Origin of the sequence: Nocardia beijingensis NBRC 16342 (assembly GCF_001612785.1) — a bacterium.
GTDB lineage: Bacteria > Actinomycetota > Actinomycetes > Mycobacteriales > Mycobacteriaceae > Nocardia > Nocardia beijingensis.
In genome coordinates this window covers 73,302-96,529 of sequence record NZ_BDBC01000032.1, presented here as the reverse complement: position 1 = coordinate 96,529, position 23,228 = coordinate 73,302, and the positions used below count along the sequence as shown (strand labels likewise).

The 23,228-nt window shown below is 69.8% G+C and carries 11 protein-coding genes (1 of these 11 only partly in view); 1 reads left to right on the top strand and 10 read right to left on the bottom strand.

Annotated features, from left to right (window positions below; translation table 11 throughout):
* Positions 1–160 precede the first annotated feature (160 nt).
* Genes NB3_RS19705 through gmd form a run of 6 tightly spaced genes read right to left on the bottom strand, consistent with a single transcriptional unit; the run spans position 161 to position 7,372 of the window.
* Positions 161–1,729, bottom strand: a complete 1,569-nt coding sequence (locus NB3_RS19705; RefSeq protein ID WP_067805354.1) for a glycosyltransferase family 87 protein — start codon at positions 1,727–1,729, stop codon at positions 161–163.
* Positions 1,730–1,784: 55 nt separating this feature from the next.
* Positions 1,785–2,963, bottom strand: a complete 1,179-nt coding sequence (locus tag NB3_RS19700; RefSeq protein WP_067805351.1) for a nucleotide disphospho-sugar-binding domain-containing protein — start codon at positions 2,961–2,963, stop codon at positions 1,785–1,787.
* A gap of 4 nt (positions 2,964–2,967) precedes the next feature.
* Positions 2,968–4,152: a class I SAM-dependent methyltransferase gene (locus NB3_RS19695; RefSeq protein ID WP_157111885.1), complete on the bottom strand. Its 1,185-nt coding sequence runs from the start codon at positions 4,150–4,152 to the stop codon at positions 2,968–2,970.
* A 1-nt stretch (position 4,153) separates the two neighbouring features.
* Entirely contained in the window at positions 4,154–5,098 is a 945-nt protein-coding gene (locus tag NB3_RS19690) for a GDP-mannose 4,6-dehydratase (protein ID WP_067805345.1), read from the bottom strand.
* Position 5,099: 1 nt separating this feature from the next.
* A complete protein-coding gene (locus NB3_RS19685) occupies positions 5,100–6,353 on the bottom strand; it encodes a class I SAM-dependent methyltransferase (RefSeq protein ID WP_067805342.1) in 1,254 nt (417 codons plus the stop codon).
* Positions 6,350–7,372 carry a GDP-mannose 4,6-dehydratase gene (gmd, locus tag NB3_RS19680; RefSeq protein ID WP_067805337.1) on the bottom strand — a complete coding sequence of 341 codons (1,023 nt, stop codon included), beginning with the start codon at positions 7,370–7,372 and terminating at the stop codon, positions 6,350–6,352. Before gmd ends, NB3_RS19685 begins: the two co-directional genes overlap by 4 nt.
* A 116-nt stretch (positions 7,373–7,488) precedes the next feature.
* Between gmd and NB3_RS19675 the strand changes: the two genes are divergently transcribed.
* Positions 7,489–8,217, top strand: a complete 729-nt coding sequence (locus tag NB3_RS19675; RefSeq protein WP_169810716.1) for a polyprenol monophosphomannose synthase — start codon at positions 7,489–7,491, stop codon at positions 8,215–8,217.
* Here the strand turns inward: NB3_RS19675 and NB3_RS19670 are convergent.
* The 4 genes from NB3_RS19670 to NB3_RS19655 all read right to left on the bottom strand — a co-directional run.
* Positions 8,195–8,920 (bottom strand): NAD-dependent epimerase/dehydratase family protein, encoded by a 726-nt coding sequence (locus NB3_RS19670; RefSeq protein ID WP_067805333.1) that lies wholly within the window; start codon positions 8,918–8,920, stop codon positions 8,195–8,197. The two genes, NB3_RS19675 and NB3_RS19670, sit on opposite strands and share 23 nt — an antisense overlap.
* A gap of 121 nt (positions 8,921–9,041) precedes the next feature.
* A complete protein-coding gene (locus NB3_RS19665) occupies positions 9,042–9,458 on the bottom strand; it encodes a cupin domain-containing protein (protein ID WP_039798180.1) in 417 nt (138 codons plus the stop codon).
* A gap of 15 nt (positions 9,459–9,473) precedes the next feature.
* Positions 9,474–11,498, bottom strand: coding sequence for a thioesterase domain-containing protein (locus NB3_RS34360; RefSeq protein ID WP_157111884.1), 2,025 nt, complete (start codon positions 11,496–11,498; stop codon positions 9,474–9,476).
* A protein-coding gene (locus NB3_RS19655) for a thioester reductase domain-containing protein (RefSeq protein ID WP_067805330.1) crosses the window boundary here: on the bottom strand, positions 11,495–23,228 show its 3' portion. Its footprint extends 347 nt past the window's final position; only the last 11,734 of its 12,081 coding nucleotides appear in the window; the start codon falls outside the window, past its right edge; its stop codon occupies positions 11,495–11,497. The genes NB3_RS34360 and NB3_RS19655 overlap by 4 nt, the downstream gene beginning before the upstream one ends.

Here is a 23,228-nt window from a genome sequence, read left to right as displayed (position 1 = left end):
GCCTGATCGCTCATGCTGTGTCCGATTCCGGCATGAGCGGGGCCCTGCGTGGTCACGCTGCGCTGCCGCCTCCGGGCCTGACCGCTCATGCTGTGTCCGTTGTCGGCATGAGCGGGACCCTGCGTGGTCACGCTGCGCTGCCGCCTCCGGGCCTGACCGCTCATGCCGCGCCGACCCGTTCGGTTTGCGGGGAGTCCTCCTGCGGCGGCGCGGACTCCGCCTCGGTGCCCGCGCTCGCCCGCCAGGCCACGAGGAAGCAGGCGACATAGATGACCGTCTGCGCCACCAGCGTGAAGTAGACGTTCTCGTTGTAGACCGCGATGATCAACCAGGCCACGGTCAGCAGGGCGACGGTGCGTTTGCCGCCGCGCATCAGCCCGGCGTACACCGCCAGCATCCACACCGCGCCGACGGCGATGTACACCCACGGCCCGAACGGGGCGCGGAACGACGCCAGCGTCAGCACCGCCAGCCAGATGGCCAGCTGCTCGGCGCGCACCCGCGGCCCTTCGGCCCCCGCGGACAGCCGCCGGTGGATACGTACCGCGGTGACCGCCACCAGGATCAGCAACAGCAGGGTGTAGATGTTGGTGATCACGCGGGCGGGCCCGACCGGATCGCCGATGTCCCAGCCCATGATGTTCGCCTTGTACGGCAGCCCGAACGGCGAATAGTTGACCAGTTGGTTGGCCCGTTCGACGAGTACGAACTGGTGGAACTCCCCGCTGGCCAGCCGCTGCCAGGTGCCGTCGGACAGGAACTGCCGCCACGGCTCCCAGCCGAAGATCGCCAGCGTCGCCAGCGAATACAGGCCACCGAACACGGCGGTCCACGCCGCCGGCCGCCACCGTCGCTGGACCAGCAGATAGACCAGCAGGATCGCCGGGGACACCTTGGCGATGATCGCGAACGCCAGCGCCGCGCCGCCGAGGATGTTGCGCCGCAGATGGAACAGCGCCATGGCGCCGGCGCCGCCGACATACAGCACCAGCACGTGGATGTTGCCGATCTGCATCGTCGCCAGCGTGGGCAGGCTGATCCACACCACCGGGGTCAGCGCCGCCAGCACTCCGCCCTGCCTGCCGCCGATCCAGCGGGCGATGGCGAACATGGCCACCAGCACGATCGCCACGTACAGCGAGTAGTACAACGCGCGCAGCGTGGCGAAGTCGTGGCTGAACAGCAGCAGCAAACGCGGCAGCAGCAGGAACGGCGGCGGGTAGAGGTAGGCGTCGCGATCCTGCGGAGTCACCGCGGGCAGGATCGAATCCGCGTGCGGCGACTCGTAGCGGTGGCGGTCGTAGAGGCTCGCCGGGTCGTGTTCGGCCATGAGCGCGCCGCTGATGTAGCCGGACAGGTGGGTCTTCTTGACCAGGAAGTCGTCGTCGGCCGACAGCGAGGCGTCGACATTGTCGGCGTCGAGGATGAACTGCGTCAACCGGGCCAGGACCGCGACGACGAGCACGATGACCACGCTCCACAGCACCCGCACCACGATCGGTTTGCCGCGCACCACCTCCCGCCACTCGTCGGGCACCGTCGGCACGAACAGCACGAACAACACCGCCGCGCACACGAGGCCGAGCACAGCCGTCACCGGCCCCGGCAGGCCGGTGAGCGCGAGCACGATCATGACGACGGGGACGAGAATGCCGACGACGAACACCGCGTACATCGCGGCGTAGTAGTCGAGCGAACCACGGAACCTGGTCCATGTCCTGGATATCATCTGCAACCTACGGCTTTCGGTTCCCGCGTCGCCCGGTTCGGGCCGCGCGGACGGTCTATCTGGTCGCTGCTCCGGCGTGCTCGGCCAGCAGCGGAACAACCTGGGACACCACGTCGTCCGGTGCGGGCGCGGCGCGCAGGTCGGCGCCGATCTGTTCGGCGGCGGCGCGGAAACGCGGTTCGCGCAGCAGCGTGCGGATCGAGGTGGCGAGCGCGTCGACGTCGCCTTGCTCGGCAGGGGATTGCGCGGCCAGCCCGGCTCCGCTGCGCACCAGTCCCCTGGCGTAGTCGAACTGGTCGAACATCTGCGGCAGCACCAGTTGCGGCAGCCCGAACCAGCCCGCGGTGAGCCCGGTGGTCGAGCCGCCGTGATGCACCAGCAGATCGCAGCCGGGCAGGAACAGGTTCAACGGAACCTCCTCCACCACCCGGACATGCTCGGGCAGCTCGCCGACCGTGGCCCGGTCGTGCGCCGACAGCGCGACGACGACCTCGGCGTCGTCGATGGCGGCGGAGGCCGCGAGCACCGACGCCAACGGTCGCGGGCCGGTCAGGCCGAGCGTGCTGCCGCCCATGCAGACCACGATCCGCTTGCGGCCGTCGTCGTTGCGATGCCACGGCGGCAGCGTGCCGGTGCCGTTGAACGGGACGTAGCCCAGCCGGGTGCCGGGCGGTGCGTCGGGCGCCTGCAACCGCGGCGGGCAGATGTCGAGCACGGCGACCGGATCGGCCAGCCGGGTGCCCGCCTCGTCGGCGAGTGCCTCGGTGCGTTCGGTGAAGGGGCCGCCGGTGGGGTCGATCCCCCAGCGGTGCACTAGCACCGGCAGATCCAGTTGCGCACCGAGCGCACGGCCGATGGTGGCCAGCGGATCGGTGAGGATCACCTCGGCACCCCAGTCCGTCGCCACCTGCGCGAACGTCTCGACGTACTGGCGGGCGTGGTTGTGCCAGTTCTGCGCGGCGATGTGCCACAGCCCCTGCCCGCTGGTTCGATCGCGTTCGGCGAACAGTGGCAGCGGGAACATGTCCGGGTTCACTTGGGTGCGCAGCTGGTCCATCGGCACGTTCAGCGCGGTCACCTCGACGGCGTTGAGTCCCGCGCGCAGCGCCGTCGCCGTCACGTCGCTGCGCGAGGCGACCAGCACTTCGTGGCCGGCCAGCCGCAGCGCCCAGCAGAACGGCACCATCGCGAGCAGGTGGCCCGACGAGGGCACCGGCACGACGAGAAACTTCATCCGATCACTCCTTCGGCTTCATCCACTCCATCGGATTGGTGTGCCGAGGCACCCATGATGGAGCCGATTGCTCGGCGTTGCGGCGTTTTTCGATCACCACGATGTTGTGGTAGAAGTGCAGCGCGCCGATCCAGTCGTCGAAATCGCCTGCCGCGCGGCCGGATTCCTTCTCGAATTCCTGGTGGTGCAGGGCGTCCACCAGGGTTTTCAGGTAACCGATGGTGGTGGCCGGATCGTCGGTCGCTGTGCTGCTTCCGCCCCAGCCCGACCAGTAGGAGGTCTGGGTGTCCTCCACCACGTACAGTCCGCCGGGCCGCAGGTGGGCGAACAGCGCGCGGAACGAGGCGATCACGTCGCCGCTGATGTGGCTGCCGTCGTCGATGATGATGTCGAACGGTCCCAGTGAGCCGCCGAGCTCGTCGAGGAACGCCGGGTCGCCCTGATCGCCGCGCAACGGTTGCAGGCGCGGCTGCGCGATGCCGGATTTGTCGAAGTAGTCCAGCCCGAACACCAGTCCGCGGCGGAAGTATTGCTTCCACATCCGCAGCGACGCGCCGCCGACGTCCGGGGCGGTGTATCCGCCGATGCCCAGTTCGAGGACGCGGACGCGGCTGTCGCGCAGCGGCGCGAAGTGCCGCTCGTAGTGCTGGGTGTACCAGTGTCCGCCCCACTTGTCCGAGCCGAAATGCAGCGACAGCGCGTTGAGGTCGTAGTGGTGCGGGCGGCAGGCGGTGACGATGCGGTCGGCGGCCACCGCGGCCGCGTCGCGGGCCAGTCGCCACGGGTCGTCCGGTGCGAAACTGCCCGGCCCCGGTTCGTCCTTGATCGTGATGGCGCGGGTGCCGAGGGCGGCGTCGGGCGGGCCGTAGACCGCGCGCAGCAGTTCCACCAGATCCTGGCGCACCACCAGCCACGGGTCCTCGAGGGTGCCCGGCGCGATCACGGGGTCGTCGGCGCCGAAGGTGACCAGGTAGTCGAGCTGTTTGCCGTCATGGGTCAGCTCGAACACCGCGGTCACCGGTTGTGCGGGCCTCGCGCCGTAGCCCGCGCGCCAGGCGATCTCCTTCAGCACCGCGTCGGCGACGGTCTCGGTGCCGATCTCGCCGATCCTGGCGGCGGTCTCCTCGGCAACGCCGTCGGCGACGGAGATCAAGTGGGCGGCGAGGACATTCTCGTCGTTCAGGGTCACGTCATCCATCCGTTCCGCCGGTGCGCACCGGCTTCGATTGCTCCACCAGGCGCACGCCCTCGGCGACGAGCATGGCCCGCACCATGCCGTGGAAATCCACCGAAGGGCGCCACCCGGTCCGCTCCCGCAACTTCCTCGCGTCACCGGTCGGCGGCCGCCCGCCGCGGGTGAGCACCGAGGACCGTTCGCGGACATGGTCTTGCCAGTCCAGTCCGGCCATGCCGAACGCCGCCGCGCACAACTGCGCGACCGTGTGGTGTTCGCCGGTGGCGACGACGAACTCGTCCGGCTCGTCCAGAGCCAGGATGCGCGTCATCGCCTCGACGTAGTCCGGCGCGTATCCCCAGTCGGCGCCCGCGTCCAGCCTGCCCACCTCCACCGTGCCGGTCTCACCGCGCTGGATGCGGGCGACCGCCCGCACGATCTTGCGGGTGACGAACTTCTCGGCGCGCAGCGGGGATTCGTGGTTGAACAGGATTCCCGCCGCCGCGAAGACGCCGCGAGCCCGGTAGGCGCGGCAGGCCAGCAGGCCCGCCGCTTTGGTCACCGCGTAGATCGAGGCCGGGCGCAACCCGCTGTGCTCGTCGCACAGCGCGGCGCCGGAGCCGAAGACATGCGACGAGGCCGCGTAGAACAGGCGGGTGCCGGTGCGGTGGCGGTCGATCGCCTCCGCGAAATGCTGCACCGGCAGCGTGTTCACCCGGTGCGAGGCGCGGGCCAGCTCGCGCGGGTCGCCGTGATCGTCCTGCGAGGAATGCTGCACGGCCGCCAGCAGGTAGACCTGCTCGGGGCGTTCGGCGGCGACGAGTTCCTCGACCGCGGCGGCGTCGGTGATATCGACCGGGCCGTCACGGCCGACGCGCAGCACACGCTCACCGCGCGCCGCGAGCAGGTCCGACAGCAGCGTGCCGTCCTGCCCGGCCGCGCCCGTGACGACGACGGTCATCTCACACCACGTCCAGTTCCGGCAGCGGGAACACCAGCCGCCCGCCCGCCGCGCGGAAGGCGCTCTCCCGTTCCAGCATCATGGCGCGGAAATGCCAGGGCAGCACGAAGAACTGGTCGGGCGCCAGCGCGCGCGCCTGCTCCTCGGACACGATCGGGATCGCGCTGCCGGGAGTGAACTTGCCGAACTTGTCGTCGTTGACCTCCGCGATGCAGGGCAGATCCTCCGGCCCGATCCCGCAGTGCTGCAACACCACGTTGCCCTTGGTGGAGGCCCCGTACCCGAGCGTGCGCAAACCGGCCTTGCGGGAGCGGTCGAAGAACTCCCTGACCTGCTCGCGGTGCTGATCGACGCGTTTGGCGAAATCCGCGTACGGCTGCGGAGTGTGCAACCCGAGCGCGGACTCCTCCTGCCGCATCCGATCAAGGGCGGCGGCATCGGCGGGCGAGGCCTCCCCTCGCTTGCCCAGCGTGAGCGCGAAGCTGCCGCCGTTGACGGCATTGCGTTCCACCTCGAGCACCACGAACCCGCACCGCCGCGCCATCCACTCGATCTGGTCGAGGGTGTAGTACTCGAGGTGCTCGTGGCAGATCGTGTCGTAGGAGGTGGTGGCCAGCATCGCGGGCAGATAGCTCTGTTCGAGCACCCAGACGCCGTCGTCGGTGAGGCTGTCGTACACCGCGCGCATGAATTCCAGCGGCCGCGGGACGTCGTAGAACATGGCGATCGAGGTGATCACCTTCGCTCGCCGTCCCTCCAGTACCGTTTCGGCCAGTTCGGGGCCGAAGTAGCCGGTCACCAGCCGCACGTGCGGCGGATAGAACCGGCGGAACTTCTCGCCCAGCGGGTCGATGCCCAGGATCGTCGCCGACCCTTCGGGATAGGCACGCAGCAACGTCGCGTCGTTGCTGCCGATGTCGATCACCACGTCCTCCGGCGACAGGGTCACCCGTCGGCGGATCCTGGCCACCCGGTGGGCGAGGTGGTCGATCATCGATCGATTCAGCCCGGAGCGGTATCCATAACCGGGCGAATACATTTCGCCGAAGTCGGCGGTGTGGCGCAACTGCACCAGCCCGCACTCCTCGCTGCTTTCCGGTACGCAGCGCACCAACTCCAAGGGGTAGCGCGGCACCTCGGTCGGGTCGGTGGCCGGGAACACTCCCGTCAGCGCCATCGTGCCGAGGTCGACGACCGTTTCCAGCCGGGTGTTCCCGCACACCCGGCAGCCTTGCACCGCAAGTGCTTGTGTCACGCGTTCTCCATATCGTGGGCGACCATCAACTCGACGAGTTCTCGGAAACTCGTGCGCGGCTGCCACCCGAGCTTCTCGCGCGCCTTGCTCGGGTCGCCGGTGAGATGATGCACCTCGGCGGGGCGGAAATAGGCCGGATCGACCTCGACCAGCACCCGCGAGGTCCGACGGTCGATTCCCTTCTCGTCCAAGCCCGTTCCTTCCCAGGCCAACTCGACGCCCGTGGCCGCGAAAGCCTGCTCGCACAACTCGCGCACGCTGTGGGTCTCGCCGGTGGCGATCACGTAGTCGTCGGGTTCGGGCTGTTGCAGCATGAGCCACATCGCCTCGACGTACTCCTTGGCGTATCCCCAGTCGCGGCGGGCGTCCAGATTGCCGATGAACAGCTTGTCCTGTTTGCCCTGCGCGATGCGCACCGCGGCGCGGGTCACCTTCCTGGTGACGAAAACCTCCCCTCGCCTGGGTGATTCGTGGTTGAACAGGGTGCCGTTGACGGTGTACATCCCGTAGGCCTCGCGGTGGTTCACCGTGATCCAGTACGCGTACAGCTTCGCCACCGCGTACGGCGAGCGCGGATGGAACGGTGTGCGCTCGCTGAGCGCCACATCGTGCAGGCCGCCGTAGAGCTCCGAGGACGACGCCTGGTAGAACCGGGTCGCGATGCCGGTCTTGCGGATGGCGTCCAGGATGCGCAGCGTGCCGATGGCGTTGGTCTCCGCGGTGAACTCCGGGATCTGGAACGAGATGTGCACGTGCGACTGCGCGCCCAGGTTGTAGATCTCCGCCGGGCGCACGTCCTCCAGGATCCGGTTGAGACTGCTGGAATCCATCAGATCCCCGTAGTGCAGAAACAGCCGGCGTTGGGAATGGGTATCCGAATACAGGTGGTCTATGCGGTCGGTATTGAAATTCGACGCACGCCTGACAATCCCGTGCACCTCATATCCTTGCTGCAACAGGAATTCTGTCAGATAAGACCCGTCCTGGCCGGTGATGCCGGTTATCAGCGCCTTTCTCATCAAACCTCCAGCCCCGAGACTAACGGGTCTTCAAATGGCGGGCAATACCTATCTTTCGGTCGCCGCCGGTATTAGAATTCGATTGCATGAGCGCGGCCTCCGAAAAAACTCTGGTAATGATTCCGACGTACAACGAGCGTCGCAACGTGGGCCCGTTGCTCGCTCAGATCCTGGAACAGGGCTCCGATTTCGACGTCCTGTTCGTCGACGACAATTCCCCGGACGGAACCGGAGATCTGCTCGATGAGCTGGCACGACAGCACTCGCCCCGCATCCATGTGCTGCACAGGGCCGGGCGGCAGGGCGTCGGCTCCGCGCACCAGGCCGGTATCCGCTGGGCGTACGCGCAGGGATATGCCCACATCATCACGATGGATTCCGATTTCGCGCATCCGCCGTCGTATCTTCCGGCGTTGCGCGCCGCGTCCGACGGTTTCGACATCGTGGTCGGATCGCGTTATCTGAAAGAGGACAGCCTCGCCGACTGGACTCCCTTCCGCAAGGTGCTCACCCGGGTCGGGCATTTTCTCACCGTGACATTGCTGCGGATGCCCTACGATGCCACCGGCGCGTTCCGATACTACCGGTTGGACACGGTTCCGGTGGCGGCTTTCGATCGCGTCCGTTCGACGGGTTACTCCTTCTTCTTCGAAAGTCTCTACATCCTCGCGGCCAATGGTTTCCGGATCGAGCAGGTGCCGATCCACGTCCTCAACCGCACCGCGGGCGCGTCCAAGATGCGCACCCGCGACGTGGCGACCAGCGTGCGTTTCCTGCTGGTGCTGTGCGCGGAGAAGTACCTGCGCCCGCGCAGGCATCGGATCAGCTCGCCCGCGCACCGCTGACCCTCCGCTCGGCCAGCCAGTCGATCACCGCCGCCGCCTCCGGCCAGTCCGGCGCGGTGGCGGTGATCGGGAACTGGTCGTCGGCAAAGTCTTTGGCGAACTGCGAGGCCGAGCCCACCGCGTCACGCACCTCGGCCAGGGTCACCGTGGTGCGCGCGCCGACCTCGCGCAGGCCGGTCCCGTCGAGGTGGGCGGCGATCCAGTCCGCGCACCAGTCCACCGGAGCGAAGCTCTGCCGGGACCGGCCGCTGGCGTACACCGGGCGGTCGGCGGCCATGTCCGCCAGCACACCCTTGCGGTAGTCCCCGCCGTACATCGGGCCCAGCCGGACGACGAAAGTGTCCGCGCCCGAACACATCCGCTCGGCCTCCGCGCGATGCCGACCGTAGACGGTGTCCAGCTGGGTGCGCGCGGAGATGCTGCTGATCTGCACGAACCGGTCCCAGCGCCAGTGCTCGCGCAGCAGTCGCGTCTTGTCCACCGTCTCGCGCCGGTCGTCGCCGGGATGCTGATCGGCCCAGAACCGCTTCGACGGGCAGGCGGCGTTGATCAGCACGTCGTAACGACCCGCCGTGCGGTGGGTTTCGTGATCGGCGCGCCCGACCGGCACCACATCCCACCGTCCGCCGCGCGCGAGCGCTTCGGTCAGCGCGGCGCCGACGTATCCGGTGGCGCCGACGACGGCCACCCGTGATCGGCTCATCGCGCGCCCTTCCCGAGGTGCGCGGCGGCGCACGTCCGCTCCCGAGCCGGGCGCCAGGCATGGTGCGCGGCCAGGCACACGGGTCCGGCGTGGGGGTATCCGGGCCTGCCGGTCGCGTCGCTCACGCGCCGTTGCCTTCCAACGTGTGCGGCAGCGGCGCCACCTGCACGATCGGGGGATCGCACTCGTCCCACGGCTTGGTCAGCATGGCGACGAACGTCAGCGGGGTGATCGAGTACACGGTGTGCATCACCCCGATCGGCGTGCGCGTGCAGATGCCCTTGCCCACGTGGATGAACTCCTCCGGGCAGTCCGGATCCTCGTGGTCGTCCTTGGTCACCAGCACGCCGTTGCCCTCGACGAACAGCAGGTACTCGACGAAATGCGGGTGGTAGTGCAGGCCGCGCACCTTCCCGGGGTGCATGTAGATGAGGTTGAACTCGAGCAGGGGTTCCGGCGGGACCCAGGTGAAAATGCCGCCGCGCCCGTCGCGGACGGTGTCGAGGTTGCACGACGGGGTGAGGACTTCGACCTTCATTACTGCATCCCTTCATCAGGCGGGTACCGCGTCGGGGCGGACAGCGGCGAGCTTGTCCGCGAGTGAGCCGAGCAGCGCGGCGCGCTGCTCGACGAGGAAGAAGTGGCCGCCGGGCAGCAACTCGGTGGAGCGCAGTCCCGGCAGCAGGTCGCGCCAGGCCTCCAGCTGGGTGGCCGCGACCTGGCGGTCGTCCAGACCGCCGAACAGGTAGGCCGGGCACGACGGCGCGGCGGCGGGGGTGAACCGGTAGTCGTCGAAGATCTCGAAGTCGCTGCGCAACGCGGGCAGGAACAGCGCCATCACCTCCGGGGTCTCGCGCACCTCCGGCGGGATGCCGCCGTAATGGCCGACCGCCGCGACGAACTCGTGATCCGGCAACTCCGACAAGCGTCCCGGCCTGGGCAGATGCGGCGCCACCGCGCCGCAGAGGAACAACGCGCGCGGCGCGCTCGCCTCGGGCAGGCGGCGGGCGACCTCGTAGGCGGCCAGCGCGCCGAGGCTGTGGCCGAAGAACGCGAACGGGAGATCGGTCAGCGGCAGCACCTGTGCCAGGGCGGTCTCGACCAGATCGGAGAACCGGCGGATCGGTGTCTGCGCCAGATGCCGCTGCCGGGCGGGCAGTTCCAGCACACACAACTCGACCCAGTCGGGCAGCTGGGCTCGCCACGGCGTGTAGGCCGCCGCTTTGCCGCCGGCGAAGGGGTAACAGAACAACCGCAGTCTCGGTGTGCCCGCGCTCTTGCGGTGAATGGTCAGAACCCCCGGCTCGTGGCCCGGGTGTGCCGGTGCGGCTGTGGAGGATGTCACCGCGACCGGAACAGTCGTCGCGGGTGCCGGTGCGACGGGCCAAGCCGCGTGCGGGGCAACCGGCGGTGACGACGCCGGAAAACCCCCAGCCACAGCAACAATGGGTGTGTCTGCCTGGGACGTCGCCGAAACCGTAGTGGTCACAGCGAGACTCTGTGCGTCTGCCGATGACGTCGCCGAAACCGAGCCGATCACAGTTGTACTCGATGCGACCGCGGGTGACGTCGCCGGAACCGTGCCGGTCACAGCAAGACTCGGTGCGTCTGCCGGTGATGTCGCCGCAACTGCTGCGCTCGTGGCAGCATCCGATTCAGCTGCCGGAGCGGCGAGCGCGCGCAGATCGGCCACCGTCGCGATCCGGGTCACCGGGGCATCCAGCGTCGCGAAGAACTTCGACAGCGGAGCCGACGGACCGACCTCGTAGCGGGGGGTGCCCGAGCGGAGCAACGCACGCATGTTCGCCGTCCAGCGCACCGGAGCGGAGATCTGGCGGACCAGATGCTCGGCGAGCGTTTCGGGCCGATGGAACCCCCCGGTGTAATTCGAGGTCACCGCGACCGCGCGCTCGGGGCGCATGCGCGGGCCGCACTCGGCCAGGTGCCCGGCGAACTCGGCCTCGATGCCGCGCATCCACCGGGAGTGGAACGGCGCGCTCACCCGCAACGGGATGAAACGCAGCTCCGGGAAACGCTCACCGAGCACCACCCGTGCGGCCGCGACGGCGTCGCTGTGGCCGCTGATGACCAGCTGGTCGGTCGAATTGTCGTTGGCTACCTCGGCGCCCGCTTCGGTCACCAGGTCGGTTACCCCCGCCTCCGCGATGCCCGGCAGGATCAGCGCGGCCATCGCACCCTCACCTTCGGGGACCGCGCGCTGCATCAGCGCGCCCCGCGTACGCACCAGCCGCACCCCGTCTGCGAGTTCGACGACGCCCGCCGCCACCAGCGCGGCGTACTCACCGAGACTGTGCCCGCCGAAAGCTACCGGCTGCCAGCCGAATTCGCGCACCAGCACCCGGTAGACGGCGATCTCCATCGTCAGCACGCAGGGCTGGGTGTACTCCGTGCGATGCAGCCGCGGATCCCGCTCGACGCAGATCCGCAGCAGGTCCTCACCCACCGCGTCGCTCGCCTCGGCGAAAGTGTCGCGCGCCAGGGGGAATTCGGCGCAGAAGTCCGCCCCCATCCCGGTGCGCTGCGAACCCTGTCCCGGGAAGACGATCGTGCACGTCACCGCAGCACCTCCGCGGCCGGTTCCGCTCCGCGCGGTGCGGGGATGTAACCCACCTCGGCGCAGTGCGCCAGATACACCCGCACCAGCTCCTCCGTCGGCGGGCAGTCGATGCCCGCCGCGCCGAGCACCCGCCGGGTGTAGGCGCAATCGGCGTAGGAACTCTCCTCGTAGTGGATCGTGCCGAACAGCTCGATGCCGTACTTGAACATCTCCAGGGTCTGGCTGTCGTAGACCTCGTCGGTGCCGAGCCGGTAGATCTGGCGGTCGGTGGCCCTGCGATGGAATTCCTCCAGCGGCACCAGCGCCACCTCGTACCCGGCGCGCTGCACGTAGCGGACCACGTCGTAGTAACGCCGGATGTCCGGATTGGTCAGGTGGTAGGTCTCCCGGTAGGTGGCCCGGCGCAGGGCGATGTGCACGATCGCGGCGCTGACGTAGTCCACCGGGCTGATGTCCCAGTGCACCGGCGTCAGCATCGTCTCGCCGGTCTCGATCATCGTCTTGAGGATGTCGTAGTACGCGCCTTTGACGCTGACCTCGGAGAACGGGTATCGGCCGGTGCGGCTGTCGCCCATGATGTTGCCGGGGCGCACGATGTCCCACAGCAATCCGCGCTCGCTCGCCGCCCGGATCAACTTCTCGGACTCGTACTTCGTCTGCTGGTAGGGCAGATGGTCGTAGCCCTGGCCCAGCTCGAGATCACGCTCGGTGAACGGCGGATTGTTGAAGTTCAGCCGGTCGCCCAGCACGCTGAAACTCGACACGTACACCAGGTACTTGCCGCGCGAGCGCAGCGCGAATTCCACCGCGCGCCTGGTGCCTTCGACGTTGATCGGAGCCAGCGCGTCGTAGAAGGTGACCAGGGTGGTGCGGCCCGCGGCATGGATGGTGAGGTCCACATCGTCGGCGAGCCGCTGCCAGGTGACCTCGTCCAGGCCGAGTCGTTCGACCGAGACGTCACCGAGCACCGTGGTGACGCGCTCGGCGAACGCCTCGTCGAGGGTCGCCTCCGGGTCGTAGGTGCTCAGGAAGTGCTTGATCCTGCGTTCGGCCGCGGCCACGGTCTTGCCGCGTACCAGGCAGGTCACCCGCACGTCGCTCTTCGTGAGCAGGTCGTGCAGCAGCTTGCCGCCCAGCACCCCGGTCACGCCGGTGATGAAGACCGACCGCACCGGGATCGGGGCGTCCATCGTCACCACGGGGATGTCCTGCTGAGGCGTCGTGGCCGCGGCGACCGTGGTGGGGCGCGGGGCGTCGTGTGCCGCTCCGCTGATGATGCCTTCGGCCACCAGGTAGCGCGACAGGGACGCGATCGTCGGATGCAGTTCGGTCGATTCCGCCGGGATCTTGACGTCGTAGTGCTTCATCAGCCGGTTGAGCATCCGCACGGTGGCCACCGAGTCGAACCCGAAATCGGCGAACTCCGCGTCGAGGTCCAGCTCGGCCGGGTCGGACTTGGTCAGATCGGCGAAGATGTCGCGGATGTGCTCGGCGAGCCGGTCGCACAACTCGCTGTCGAATTCGCCGTCGGCGGGTGCGGTGGCGGGCGGTGCGGGGACGTCGGCAGGCGGTGTGGTGGCGTCGGTGGCCGAGCTTGTGGTGGCCGGTCCGGTGACATCGGCGGTGCGCGCTTCGGCCGGTTCCGATGAAGTCGGAACGTTCTGACGCGCCGCGCCGTTCGGCGAGTGTCCGTTGCGCTGCTCCGCTCGCGGTGCCTCGGATTCCTGGGCGACCACGGTCTTCGCGACCAGGTGCGGTTGCGTGCGCCTGCGGTAATCCTCCGGCACGATCCAATATCTGCGGCGGGCGAACGGATAACCGGGCAGGCCGACGATCCGCCCGAACGGCCGCTCGTAGCCCTGTTCCCAGTCCACGGTCCAGCCGCCCGCCCACAGCTCGGCGACGCGCGGCAGATTGCCCGACCGCAGCAACGCGCGCACTTCGGCGCGGTCGGCATCCGACTCGCCGGGTAACTCGTCGAGATCGCGGTGGGTGCGGGCCACGCCGCGGAAGACCAGCAGCCCTTCGGCCGGCGCGGGTGCGCCGGCATCGGACGCGCTGTCCAGCAATTCGACCAGTTCGGCCGTCGAAGTCGCCACTACCGCCAGGCGATGCTCGAACGCGGCGCGGCCAACGGCCAGCGTCCACGCGACATCGGGCAGCGACAGCGGGTGAGCGCGCAGCCGGTCGGCGGTGCGGGCGGCCAGCTCCGCCAGCCGGTCGGCGTCGCGTGCGGACAACACCACGATCCGCGGCCGCCCGTCTTCGGGCGTCGCCTCGACGGGCTCTGCGTCGGTGAGGATGACGTGGGCGTTCGAGCCTCCCGCGCCGAACGAACTGACCGCGGTGATGCGCGGTTCGCCCTCGGCGGGTCGCGGCCAGGGGGTGGGCCGGTCGATGACGCGGAACGGTGTGGTCGCGAAATCGATGCCGGGGTTCGGCGGATCGCTGTGCAGGTTCGGCGCGATGGTGTCGTGACGCAGTTGCAGCAGCGCCTTCACCACGCCCGCAGCGCCCGCCGCCGCCTCCAGATGGCCCACACTGGATTTCGCCGAGCCGATGCCGCAGTAACCGCGCTCGGACGTGGAGCGCCGGTAGGCCTTGGTCAGCGCCGCGATCTCGATCGGATCGCCCAGCGCGGTGCCGGTGCCGTGGGCTTCCACGTAGCCGATGTCGGCCGCGTCGACGCGGGCCGCGGTGAGGGCCTGGCCGATGAGGTCGGCTTGGGCGACCGGGTTGGGGACGGTGAATCCGTTGGTGCGTCCGCCGTGGTTGACCGTGCTGCCCCGGATCACGCCGTAGACGCGGTCGCCGTCGGCGCGCGCGTGCCGCAGTGGTTTGAGCACCAGGGTGACCACGCCCTCGCCCGGCACGTAGCCGTCGCCGCCCGCGCCGAACGACCGGCAGCGGCCGTCGGTGGAGGCCCAGCGACCGTAGCCGAGCAGCAGGTACTTGCCGGGATGGATCGACACGTTCACCCCGCCGGCCAGCGCGTAGGCCGCTTCGCCGCGGCGCAGGCTCTCACAGGCCAGATGCAGCGCGGTCAGCGACGCCGAGCACGCCGTGTCGACCGCGAGCGAGGGGCCGGTGAAGCCGAAGTGGTAGGAGACCCGGTTCGGCACCGCGAAATATCCCGAGATCGGCACGCCGACGAACGCCTGGTACTCGGCGTAGCCGACTCCGGCGAAGACTCCGGCGTCGGGCAGGCCGCGGGCCGCGGCGCTGCGGCGCACCCGATCGGGTGAGTATCCCGCGTCTTCCAAAGCCGCCCAGGATGTTTCCAGGAACAGCCGTTGCTGCGGATCCATCTCCTCGGCGTCTTTGGGGGTGATGCCGAAGAAGCGGGCGTCGAACTTGTCGACGTCATCGATGAATCCGCCCCAGCGCGCGTAGGTGGTGCCGGGTTCGTCGGGGTCGGCGGACAGGTATTCGCGGTGGTCCCAGCGTTGCGGCGGAACTTCCACGATGCAGTCGCGACCGGCGACCAGGTTGGCCCAGAACTGCTCGATGTCCCCCGCCATCGGGAATTTGCCTGCCATGCCGATGACGGCGATGTCGTCGGCATCGTGCGCGTCGTCGGGGGAAGGTGCGGCGGAAGCGGGTGCGGGCGCTGCATCGGCCGGGCGCGGTGTCGCGGACACGCCGCTCGGTGAGGTGGTCGGATCGGCTGGCGTGGTCGTCGGACCGCCGTGTGCGGTTGCGGCGTCGCCGGGTGCGGTTGTGGGACCGCCTTGTGCAATCGCCGCGTGGCCGGGTGCTTTTGCCGAGTCCGCGGTGACGGCGGCCAGGCGCGCCCCGTGCTCGTCAGCGAGATAGCCCGCGAGGTCGCGGACGGTCTGGTACTCGAATAACAGCGTGCTCGGCAGCGGGCCGAAATCGGTTTCCAGCCGGTCGTTCATCTTGCTGATCAGCACCGAGTCGATGCCATAGTCCTGCAAGGGGATTCGGGTGCGGATCCGCTGCGGGTCGAGTCGGCAATATTCGGCGAGCAGGCCTTTGAGGTAGGTTTCGGCGGACTGTCGTCGCTGCGCGGAGTCCGGCCACGCAAGCGGGGTGTCAGGAGCAGCGCGTCCATCGTCCGCGGCGTTCCGGAGTGCGCTGTCGGTCCGGGACACGGTCGCCGCGGAGACCAGCGATGTTTCGGAAGGTCGCGGGTAAGCCGGAGAGTGGTCGGGTCTCGGCTCGGCCTGCGGTGTGACAGACACCAACTGTGCGGCCGTGTCAGGTGCACGCATCTCTCGGGGCGCCCCGTCGGTCGATGATGTCGCGGCGCGCGGTGTCGCGAGGTCCTGAGCTTCGCCGACGACGGCGGGATCGATGTCGCGTCGCGGCGCCGTGTGCTCGGACCCAGGCGCGCCCATGTCCGGCGCCCAGCACCGTTCCCGGTCGAACTCGTACCCGGGCAGATGGATACGGCGAGCGGCCGGATCGGCCCAGCCCGCGTACGAGACGTGTCCGCCTTCGACCCACTGCCGTGCCACCGCCACCGGATCGTCCAACACGATGGCCGCGTCGTCGTCCCCGGCGGGGACATCGATCGTGCCGGTGTGGACCCCGGCGGGCCGGTCACCGTCGGCGAAAGCGGCGAGCCGGGCCGCGACCGCGTCCACCGAATCCCCGACCACCGCGAGCCGATGTTCGAATCCGCTGCGCCCTACCACGAGCGTGCGGGCGACGTCGGCGAGCGCGAGATCCGGGTGCGCGGTCAGATGCCTGCGCAGCGTGCGCGCCATCCTGGCCAGGCTCGTAGCGCTGCGCGCCGAGAGCACGACCACCTGCGGCTGCCCGGACGTCGCGCGCCGGGCTGCCACGACCGGTGCGCTGTCGACCACCAGGTGCGCGTTGGTGCCGCTGAAACCGAAGGAACTGATCGCGGCTCGCCGTGGCGTGCCCTCCCACGCGCGCGGTTCGGTGTTGACGAAGAACGGCGACTGCTCCAGTCCCAGCAAGGGGTTCACCGAAGCGACGTGCAGCGACGGTGGCAGTTGTCCGGCGCGCATGGCCAGCAGCACCTTGAACAGGCTCGCCATCCCCGCGGCGTGCGAGGCGTGCCCGATGTTCGATTTCACCGATCCCACCGGGATGGCGCCGACCGCGTCGGTGTAGTGGCGGAAGGCGGCGGTGAGCGCTTCGATCTCGATCGGATCACCCAATCGTGTTCCCGTGCCGTGGGTTTCGACGTAGCCGATGGTGGACGGGTCGATCCCGGCGTCGCGATACACCGCCAGTTCCAGTTCGGTCTGCGAGCGGACGCTCGGCGCGGTGATGCCGTTGGTGCGGCCGTCGTGGTTGATGCCGATCCCGCGGATCACGCCGTGGATCGGGTCGCCGTCGCGTTCGGCGGCGGCCAACGGCTTGAGCACCACCACTCCGACGCCCTCGGCGATCACGAAACCGTCGGCGTCGGCGTCGAAACTGGCGCACCGGCCGCGCGGCGACAGCATGCCCATCGACGAGGCGAGCAGGTGATATTCGGGTGTCACGAACACCGCGACCCCTCCGGCGAGCGCCAGCTCCGACTCGCCGGTGGCGAGGCTGCGGCAGGCCTGGTGCACAGCGACCAGCGCCGAGGAACACGCGGTGTCCAGCCCGAGGCACGGACCGGTGAGATCCAGGTGATAGGCCACGCGAGCGGGCAGGATGGCCGGGCTGTTGCCGGTGAACACGTGATGGGAACCGACAGTTCCGCGGTTGCGCAGCAGGGTGGCGTAGTCCGAGCCCGGTGATCCGGCGAACACGCCGCACTTGGTGCGTCGCAACGACTTCGGGTCGATGGCGGCGTCGTCCAGCGCCAACCGGCTGTGTTCCAGGAACAGCCGCTGCTGCGGGTCCATGTAGTCGGCTTCGGCGGGCACCATGTCGAAGAACGCCGGATCGAACTGCTCGACGCCGTCGAGGAAGCCGCCCCACTTGGAGTAGGTCTTGCCCGGCGTCACCGGTCCCGGCTGGAAGTGCTCGGCGATCGGCCAGCGCGCGGCCGGAACCTCGGTCACCGCGTCTCGTCCCGCGGCGAGATCGCGCCAGAACTCGTCGAGGTTCGCCGCGCCCGGGAACTGCCCGGACATGCCGATGATGGCGATGTCCATCGATGCTGACCTTTCGCTGGGCCGCGCGGGCGCTGTGGCGGTTCGAGGAGTGGGAGCGGGCGTGCCGGAGACGGTGGTCGCGCCGCCGTTCGCGGTGGCGCCTTGTTCGGCCATGTGCCTGCTGAGCAGCCGCACCGACGGATGGTCGAACACCACCGTTGGTCGCAGCGTCAAGCGGTAGCGGGCGTTGACCCGGTCGATGATCTTGACCGCGAGAATGGAGTCCACGCCGTAGTCCGACAGCGGCAGCTCCGCTCGCACCTCGCCGCGCCCGACCCCCAGGCCATCGGCGACGAGGGCGACGAGTTCGGCTTCCAAGGCGGCCGCGCCGACCACGGTGGCCGCTTCCGCGTTCGGCCGCACACCGGCAGCCGGTGTTCCGGTACTGGCGAGGCCGAGTTGCCCGGCGGCTGTGGGCTGACGCCGCTCATCGGCCGGTGGTCGAGCGAGGTCGGACGGTGCGGTGACACTGACCGCGGCCAGCAGCCGGAAGCTGGGCTCCGGATCGGTGGACAGCCCTGGCCCCCACGCACGGACACCGGAGAAACCCGCGGTGGTCATCGCGTCCAGCCACTGCGATTCCGACAGCAGCGGCGAGTGCGGGATACGCGCCTCGGGATCGCGGTAGGCGTGCCAGCCCTCCAACAGCCCGAACGTCAGCGCCAGGACCTCGAGGTCGGTCGTCGCCTCGGTGCAGGCGAGCACACCGCCGGGCGCCAGCAGCCGCCGGATGTTGCGCAGCGTCACGTCGATCGACCGCGTCGCGTGCAGCACGTTGGCGCAGATCACCAGATCGGCGCCGTGCGCGGGGAACCCTTGCGCGACCGGATCGGCCTCGATGTCAAGCACGCCGAACCGCACGTGCGCACGCGTTCCGAAGGTGCGTCGCCCGTGCGCGACGAAGCTGTGCGACACGTCGGTGTAGTGGTAGTCGAACGCGATGCCGCGCTCGGTGAGCGCGTCGAGCACCGCGTGCGTGGAACCGCCGGTGCCCGCGCCGATTTCCACGATCCGCACCGGCCGACCCGCACCCTCCCCGTGCGCGACCGCCGACACCAATCCGGCGAGCAAGCCGTTGGTGAAGTCGTAGGCGGCGTTGCCGCGATAGATCGCGCCGACCAGGTCCAGATCGCCGCCGGGGAACAGCACCTCGGTCGCGGACAGCTCCCCGCGCAGCACGCGCGGATACGCGGCCAAACAGGCATCGAGCAAGGCCACGTACGGTTCGGTTTCGGGGAAGCGCGCGAGCAGATCGGCGCGCATCCCGCTGGTGCCCGGCGGAGGGCCGGGGACTTCGATGCGGTCGTCGTGCCACCGAATCAGTCCGTGTCGCCGCAGGATGTCCAGGCAGCTGGTGCGCAGCCGGTCGAATTCCGGCCGCACACCCAGGCGCGCGTCCAGCGATCGCACTGTCCACTGCCCGGGCGTGAGCCCCATGCCGGCGAAGGTCGTCAGCAGCAGCATCGCCGCGTAGCGGCCCAGTTCGGCCTTACCCGGCTCCACCGTGCCCGCGGGCCGGACGGACGCTTCGAACCGCTCCACGGCGGTGTCGAACCCCGAACGGGGCGGTGCGATGATCCAGTAGTCGGTGCGCTCGAACGGGTAGCCGGGCAGCGGGATTCGCCTGCGCGGCCCGCCGCGTCCGCGCCAGTCGACGTCGGCGCCGGCGACCCACTGCCGGGCCAGCTCTCGGTCGTCCGCCGCGGCGGCGACCAGCGGTGGCCGGGTGTGCGCGTCGACGACGCCGGTGACTGCGGGGCCGGGCTGGTCGGCGCCGAACCGATCCAGTGCGTCGGCCACCTCGACCGGTGAGGACGCGACCACAGCGAGACGGTGGGCCAGTGCGGGCCTGCCCACCTGCAAGGTGCGCACCGCGTCGAGGAAATCCGCGGGGTCGAGGGCACGGAAGTGCCGCGCCATGGCCTCCGCGTAGCGACGCAGCCGCTCCGGCGTGCGCGCCGACAGCACGAAGATCTCGGGCTCACCGGTCGCGGCAGGCGGCACCCGGTCGTCGATGAATTCGGCGAGCACCACGTGGGCGTTCGCGCCGCCCGCCCCGAAGGCGCTGATGCCCGCGTGCCGCGCCACCGCGACGCCGTCGACGGTGCGACGCGGCCAATCCTCCAGTTCACGCGGCAGCCGGAACGGCACCGAGTCGAACGCGATGGCCGGATTGGTCTCGGCGGCATGCAACGTGGGTGCGATCCGGCCGTGGCGCAGCTGCAACAGCACCCGGGTCAAGCCGGCGACGCCCGCGGCCGCTTCCAGGTGGCCGATGTTCGACTTCGTCGACCCGAGGGCGCGGGAGCGGCCGGAGCTGCCGAAAGCGGCGGCTACTCCGGTGATTTCGATCGGATCGCCGAGCGGTGTCCCGGTGCCGTGCGCCTCGAGATAGTCGATCGCGGCGGGATCGACCCCGGCTGCGCGCAGCGCCTCGCCGATCACCTCGGCTTGCGCCCCGGGGTGCGGCACGCTGTATCCGGAGGTCTGCCCACCGTGATTCACCGCGCTGCCGAGGATCAAGCCGTGGATGGTGTCGCCGTCGGCGCGGGCGGCCGACAACGGCTTCAGGTACAGCGCGCCGACGCCTTCGCCGGGCACGTAGCCGTCGGCGCCCGCGGCGAAGGGACGGCACCGGCCGGTCTCGGACATCATGCCCAGGCTGTGCAGCAGCAGGAATTTGTCCTCGTGCAGCAGCAGGTTCACCCCGCCGACGATGGCCGTGTCGCATTCGCCGTCGAGCAGGCTGCGCCGCGCCAGATGCAGCGCGGTCAGCGACGCCGAACACGCGGTGTCCACGGTGAGGCTCGGTCCGCGCAGGCCGAGGGTGTAGGAGGTGCGGTTGGCGATGGACGACGGGATCGAGGCCACCGCGACCGGATCGCCGTCACGGCTGGCCGCGACCCCGAGCAGCCGGTAGTCGCTCCAGGTGGCGCCGACGAACACGCCCACGCGGCGATCCCGCACGGCCGGGTCGGTGTGGTGGTAGCCGGCGTGTTCCAGCGCCGCGTACGCCTGCTGGAGGAACAACCGCTCCTGCGGGTCGAGCAGTGGCGCTTGCACCGGCGGGATGCGGAAGAACTGCGGGTCGAAACCGCCGACGTCGCGCAGGAATCCGCCGATCATCGGGGGTGCGCCGGGAGTGTCTGCGGCGGCGGTGAGCCACCAGCGTTCGGCGGGGACCGGGCCGACCGCGTCGTGCCCGTCGCGCAGGTTGCGCCAGAACTCCTCGATGTTCTCCGCGTCGGGGTAACGACCACTGATTCCGACAATCGCGATGGGCTCCTCGACGGACGCGCGCGACTCATGGACCGGTACGGGTGCGGCGGGCGGTGAGGTCTCCGGTTGTAGTCGTGCTCGCAGCGTGTCGGGTCGACCCCACACTGCTGCCAGGTGGGCGCGGTCGAGGCTCGCGCAGGACACCAGCAGGTCCAGTCCGATCGCGGTGGGCAGCAGTCCCACACCGGCGCGCCGCAGCGCTTCGATCTGTTCGACGGGCGGGCGCATGCCGCCCTCGGCCCACAGCGGCCAGCCGATGCTGATGGTCCGGCTTCCGGCCCGGTCGCGCTGTTCGGCCACGATGTCCAGATAGCGGTTGGCGGCCGCGTAGTCGGCCTGCCCGGGATTGCCCAGCACCGCGGAAACCGACGAGAACAACACGGTCAGCCGGGTCTCCGGGAGCGCCCGCGTCAAGTGCTCGACACCGTGGATCTTCGGTGCCAGAACGGTTCTCGCGTCGTCGCGGCTGCTGCCGGACAGCAGTCCGTCGCGCAACTGTCCGGCACCGTGGTAGAGCACGTCGACCGGCCCGAAGGTGGCGTGGGCGATCGCGGCGACGCGTTCGGCGTCCGCGGCCACCGAGACGTCGGCGCGCACGTGCACGGCTTCCGCGCCCAGTTCGCCGAGTTCGGCCAGCAGTCCCGCGGCCGGCGCGTCGAGTGCACGGCGCGATACCAGCACCAGCCGGGCGCCGTGATCGGCGGCGAGGCGGCGGGCCAGATGACGGCCGATCCCGCCGAACGCCCCGGTGACCACGACCACCGCCCCTCGGCGCAGCACCGCGTCACCGGAATGCGGCGCGGCGGTGTCGAGCGGGCGCGTCCGGCGGACCTGGCGTGCGGCGCCGCGGTAGCGGATCTCGGTGGCGGAGTCGCGTTCGTCGATGCCCAGCTCCGTGGCCACGATGTCATCGATCGGCCGGACGGCGTCGCGCTGGACGGCTCGCAGCACCGGGTGCGGCTGCTCGAGCCGCAGTGTGCGGGCCGCACCGCCCAGCAGGGCGCAACTGGCTTCACCCGCCGGTGTGGCGGGCGTGAGAGCCAGCACCAGGCGCACCGGCGGTTCGGCGGTCGCCCCGAGCGCACGGACCAGATCACGCAACGGCAGGTACACCCGCTCGAGCAACGCCTGCGGATCACCGTCGGTCGCGGCTTCGGGCCACAGGTACACCGCGGCGTCGAAGCGTGACCGCCGGGCGGTCAATTCGTCGACCACCAAATCCATATGCCGCGCGTCCGCCGGGTCGACGACGAAAGCATCGGTGCCCGAGTGGAACTCGCTACCTGGCCGGACGCGGACGACCGTGCCGGGCGCACCGTGCGGGTACGGGTGATCGACGGTGTCGAAAACGAGCAGGCTGACGGGCTCCCGACGCGGATGAGCGCTGGTGTCGGGCTCCCAGTCGAACCCGAAAACGACCAGATCGTCTGCCGCTGCGGGTTCTGGTGTCACGGCCGGGTCGGCTGCTTGCGGGGCCGTGGTCGGCGGTTGCGCGATCACGGTGGACTCGGTCGGCTCCGTCTGCGGAGCGGCCGCAGGAAGGTCGGCGGCGCGGTAGCTCGCGCCGACGGTGTCGGCGAGGTGTCCGGCGAGCGCGTCGATGGTCTGGTACTCGAACAGCAGCGTCGGATACAGCGGTTCGCCGACCCGCGCTTCCAGTTCGGCGGTCAGCCGCAGCAGGCGACCGGAATCCAGACCGAGTTCGTAGAAGCCGACGTCGGTCGCGATGCCCGCGGCGTCGGCGCCGAGTTCACCGGCGACCAGAGCGGCCAGATCGGCGGTGATCACGGTGCGCGGGTCACCGGAAGCAACGGTCGTGTGGGCGGGCGGGCGTGGCGTGGCCTGCCGAGGGGATGGCGCCTCCGGCTGCGTCAGCAATCGCTGGATGTCCGCGCTGCCACGCACCCGCTTGGACGTCAGCCGATACCGCGCCACCGGCCCCCCGTCCCGGTCGTAGAGCGCGACGTCGGCTTCGAGCAGGTCCCCGCCGTGCCCGCCGCCGCGGACCGCGGCCCGCACGAGCACCTGCTCGGGAGTGGCCCGCCAGGCGCGCACGTCACCGAAGTAGATCGGGATGAACGCGCTGTCGTCGTCCACGCCGAGCCGCTGCGGGTCGATGAACGGCACGATCGTGGAGGCATCCAGGAACGTGGGATGCAGCAGGAAACCGGGCAGATGCGCTGCCGCTTCGGCGCCGAGCCCCAGCGTCGCGGTGACCACGTCGCCGCGGCGGCCGAAATGACCGGTGGCGCGCATGAAGTCGCGATGATCGATACCGCGGCTGCCGGTCTGGGCATACAGCTCCGTCATACCCCGCGCCGCGTCCCGGAATTCCGTCACATCGATCCCCGGCGGCTCGTCTGAC

Coding starts and splice junctions, on each gene's coding strand:
- NB3_RS19705 (WP_067805354.1), bottom strand. CDS start 1,729: ATGATATCCAGGACATGGACCAGGTTCCGTGGTTCGCTCGACTACTAC.
- NB3_RS19700 (WP_067805351.1), bottom strand. CDS start 2,963: ATGAAGTTTCTCGTCGTGCCGGTGCCCTCGTCGGGCCACCTGCTCGCG.
- NB3_RS19690 (WP_067805345.1), bottom strand. CDS start 5,098: ATGACCGTCGTCGTCACGGGCGCGGCCGGGCAGGACGGCACGCTGCTG.
- gmd (WP_067805337.1), bottom strand. CDS start 7,372: ATGAGAAAGGCGCTGATAACCGGCATCACCGGCCAGGACGGGTCTTAT.
- NB3_RS19675 (WP_169810716.1), top strand. CDS start 7,489: ATGATTCCGACGTACAACGAGCGTCGCAACGTGGGCCCGTTGCTCGCT.
- NB3_RS19670 (WP_067805333.1), bottom strand. CDS start 8,920: ATGAGCCGATCACGGGTGGCCGTCGTCGGCGCCACCGGATACGTCGGC.
- NB3_RS19665 (WP_039798180.1), bottom strand. CDS start 9,458: ATGAAGGTCGAAGTCCTCACCCCGTCGTGCAACCTCGACACCGTCCGC.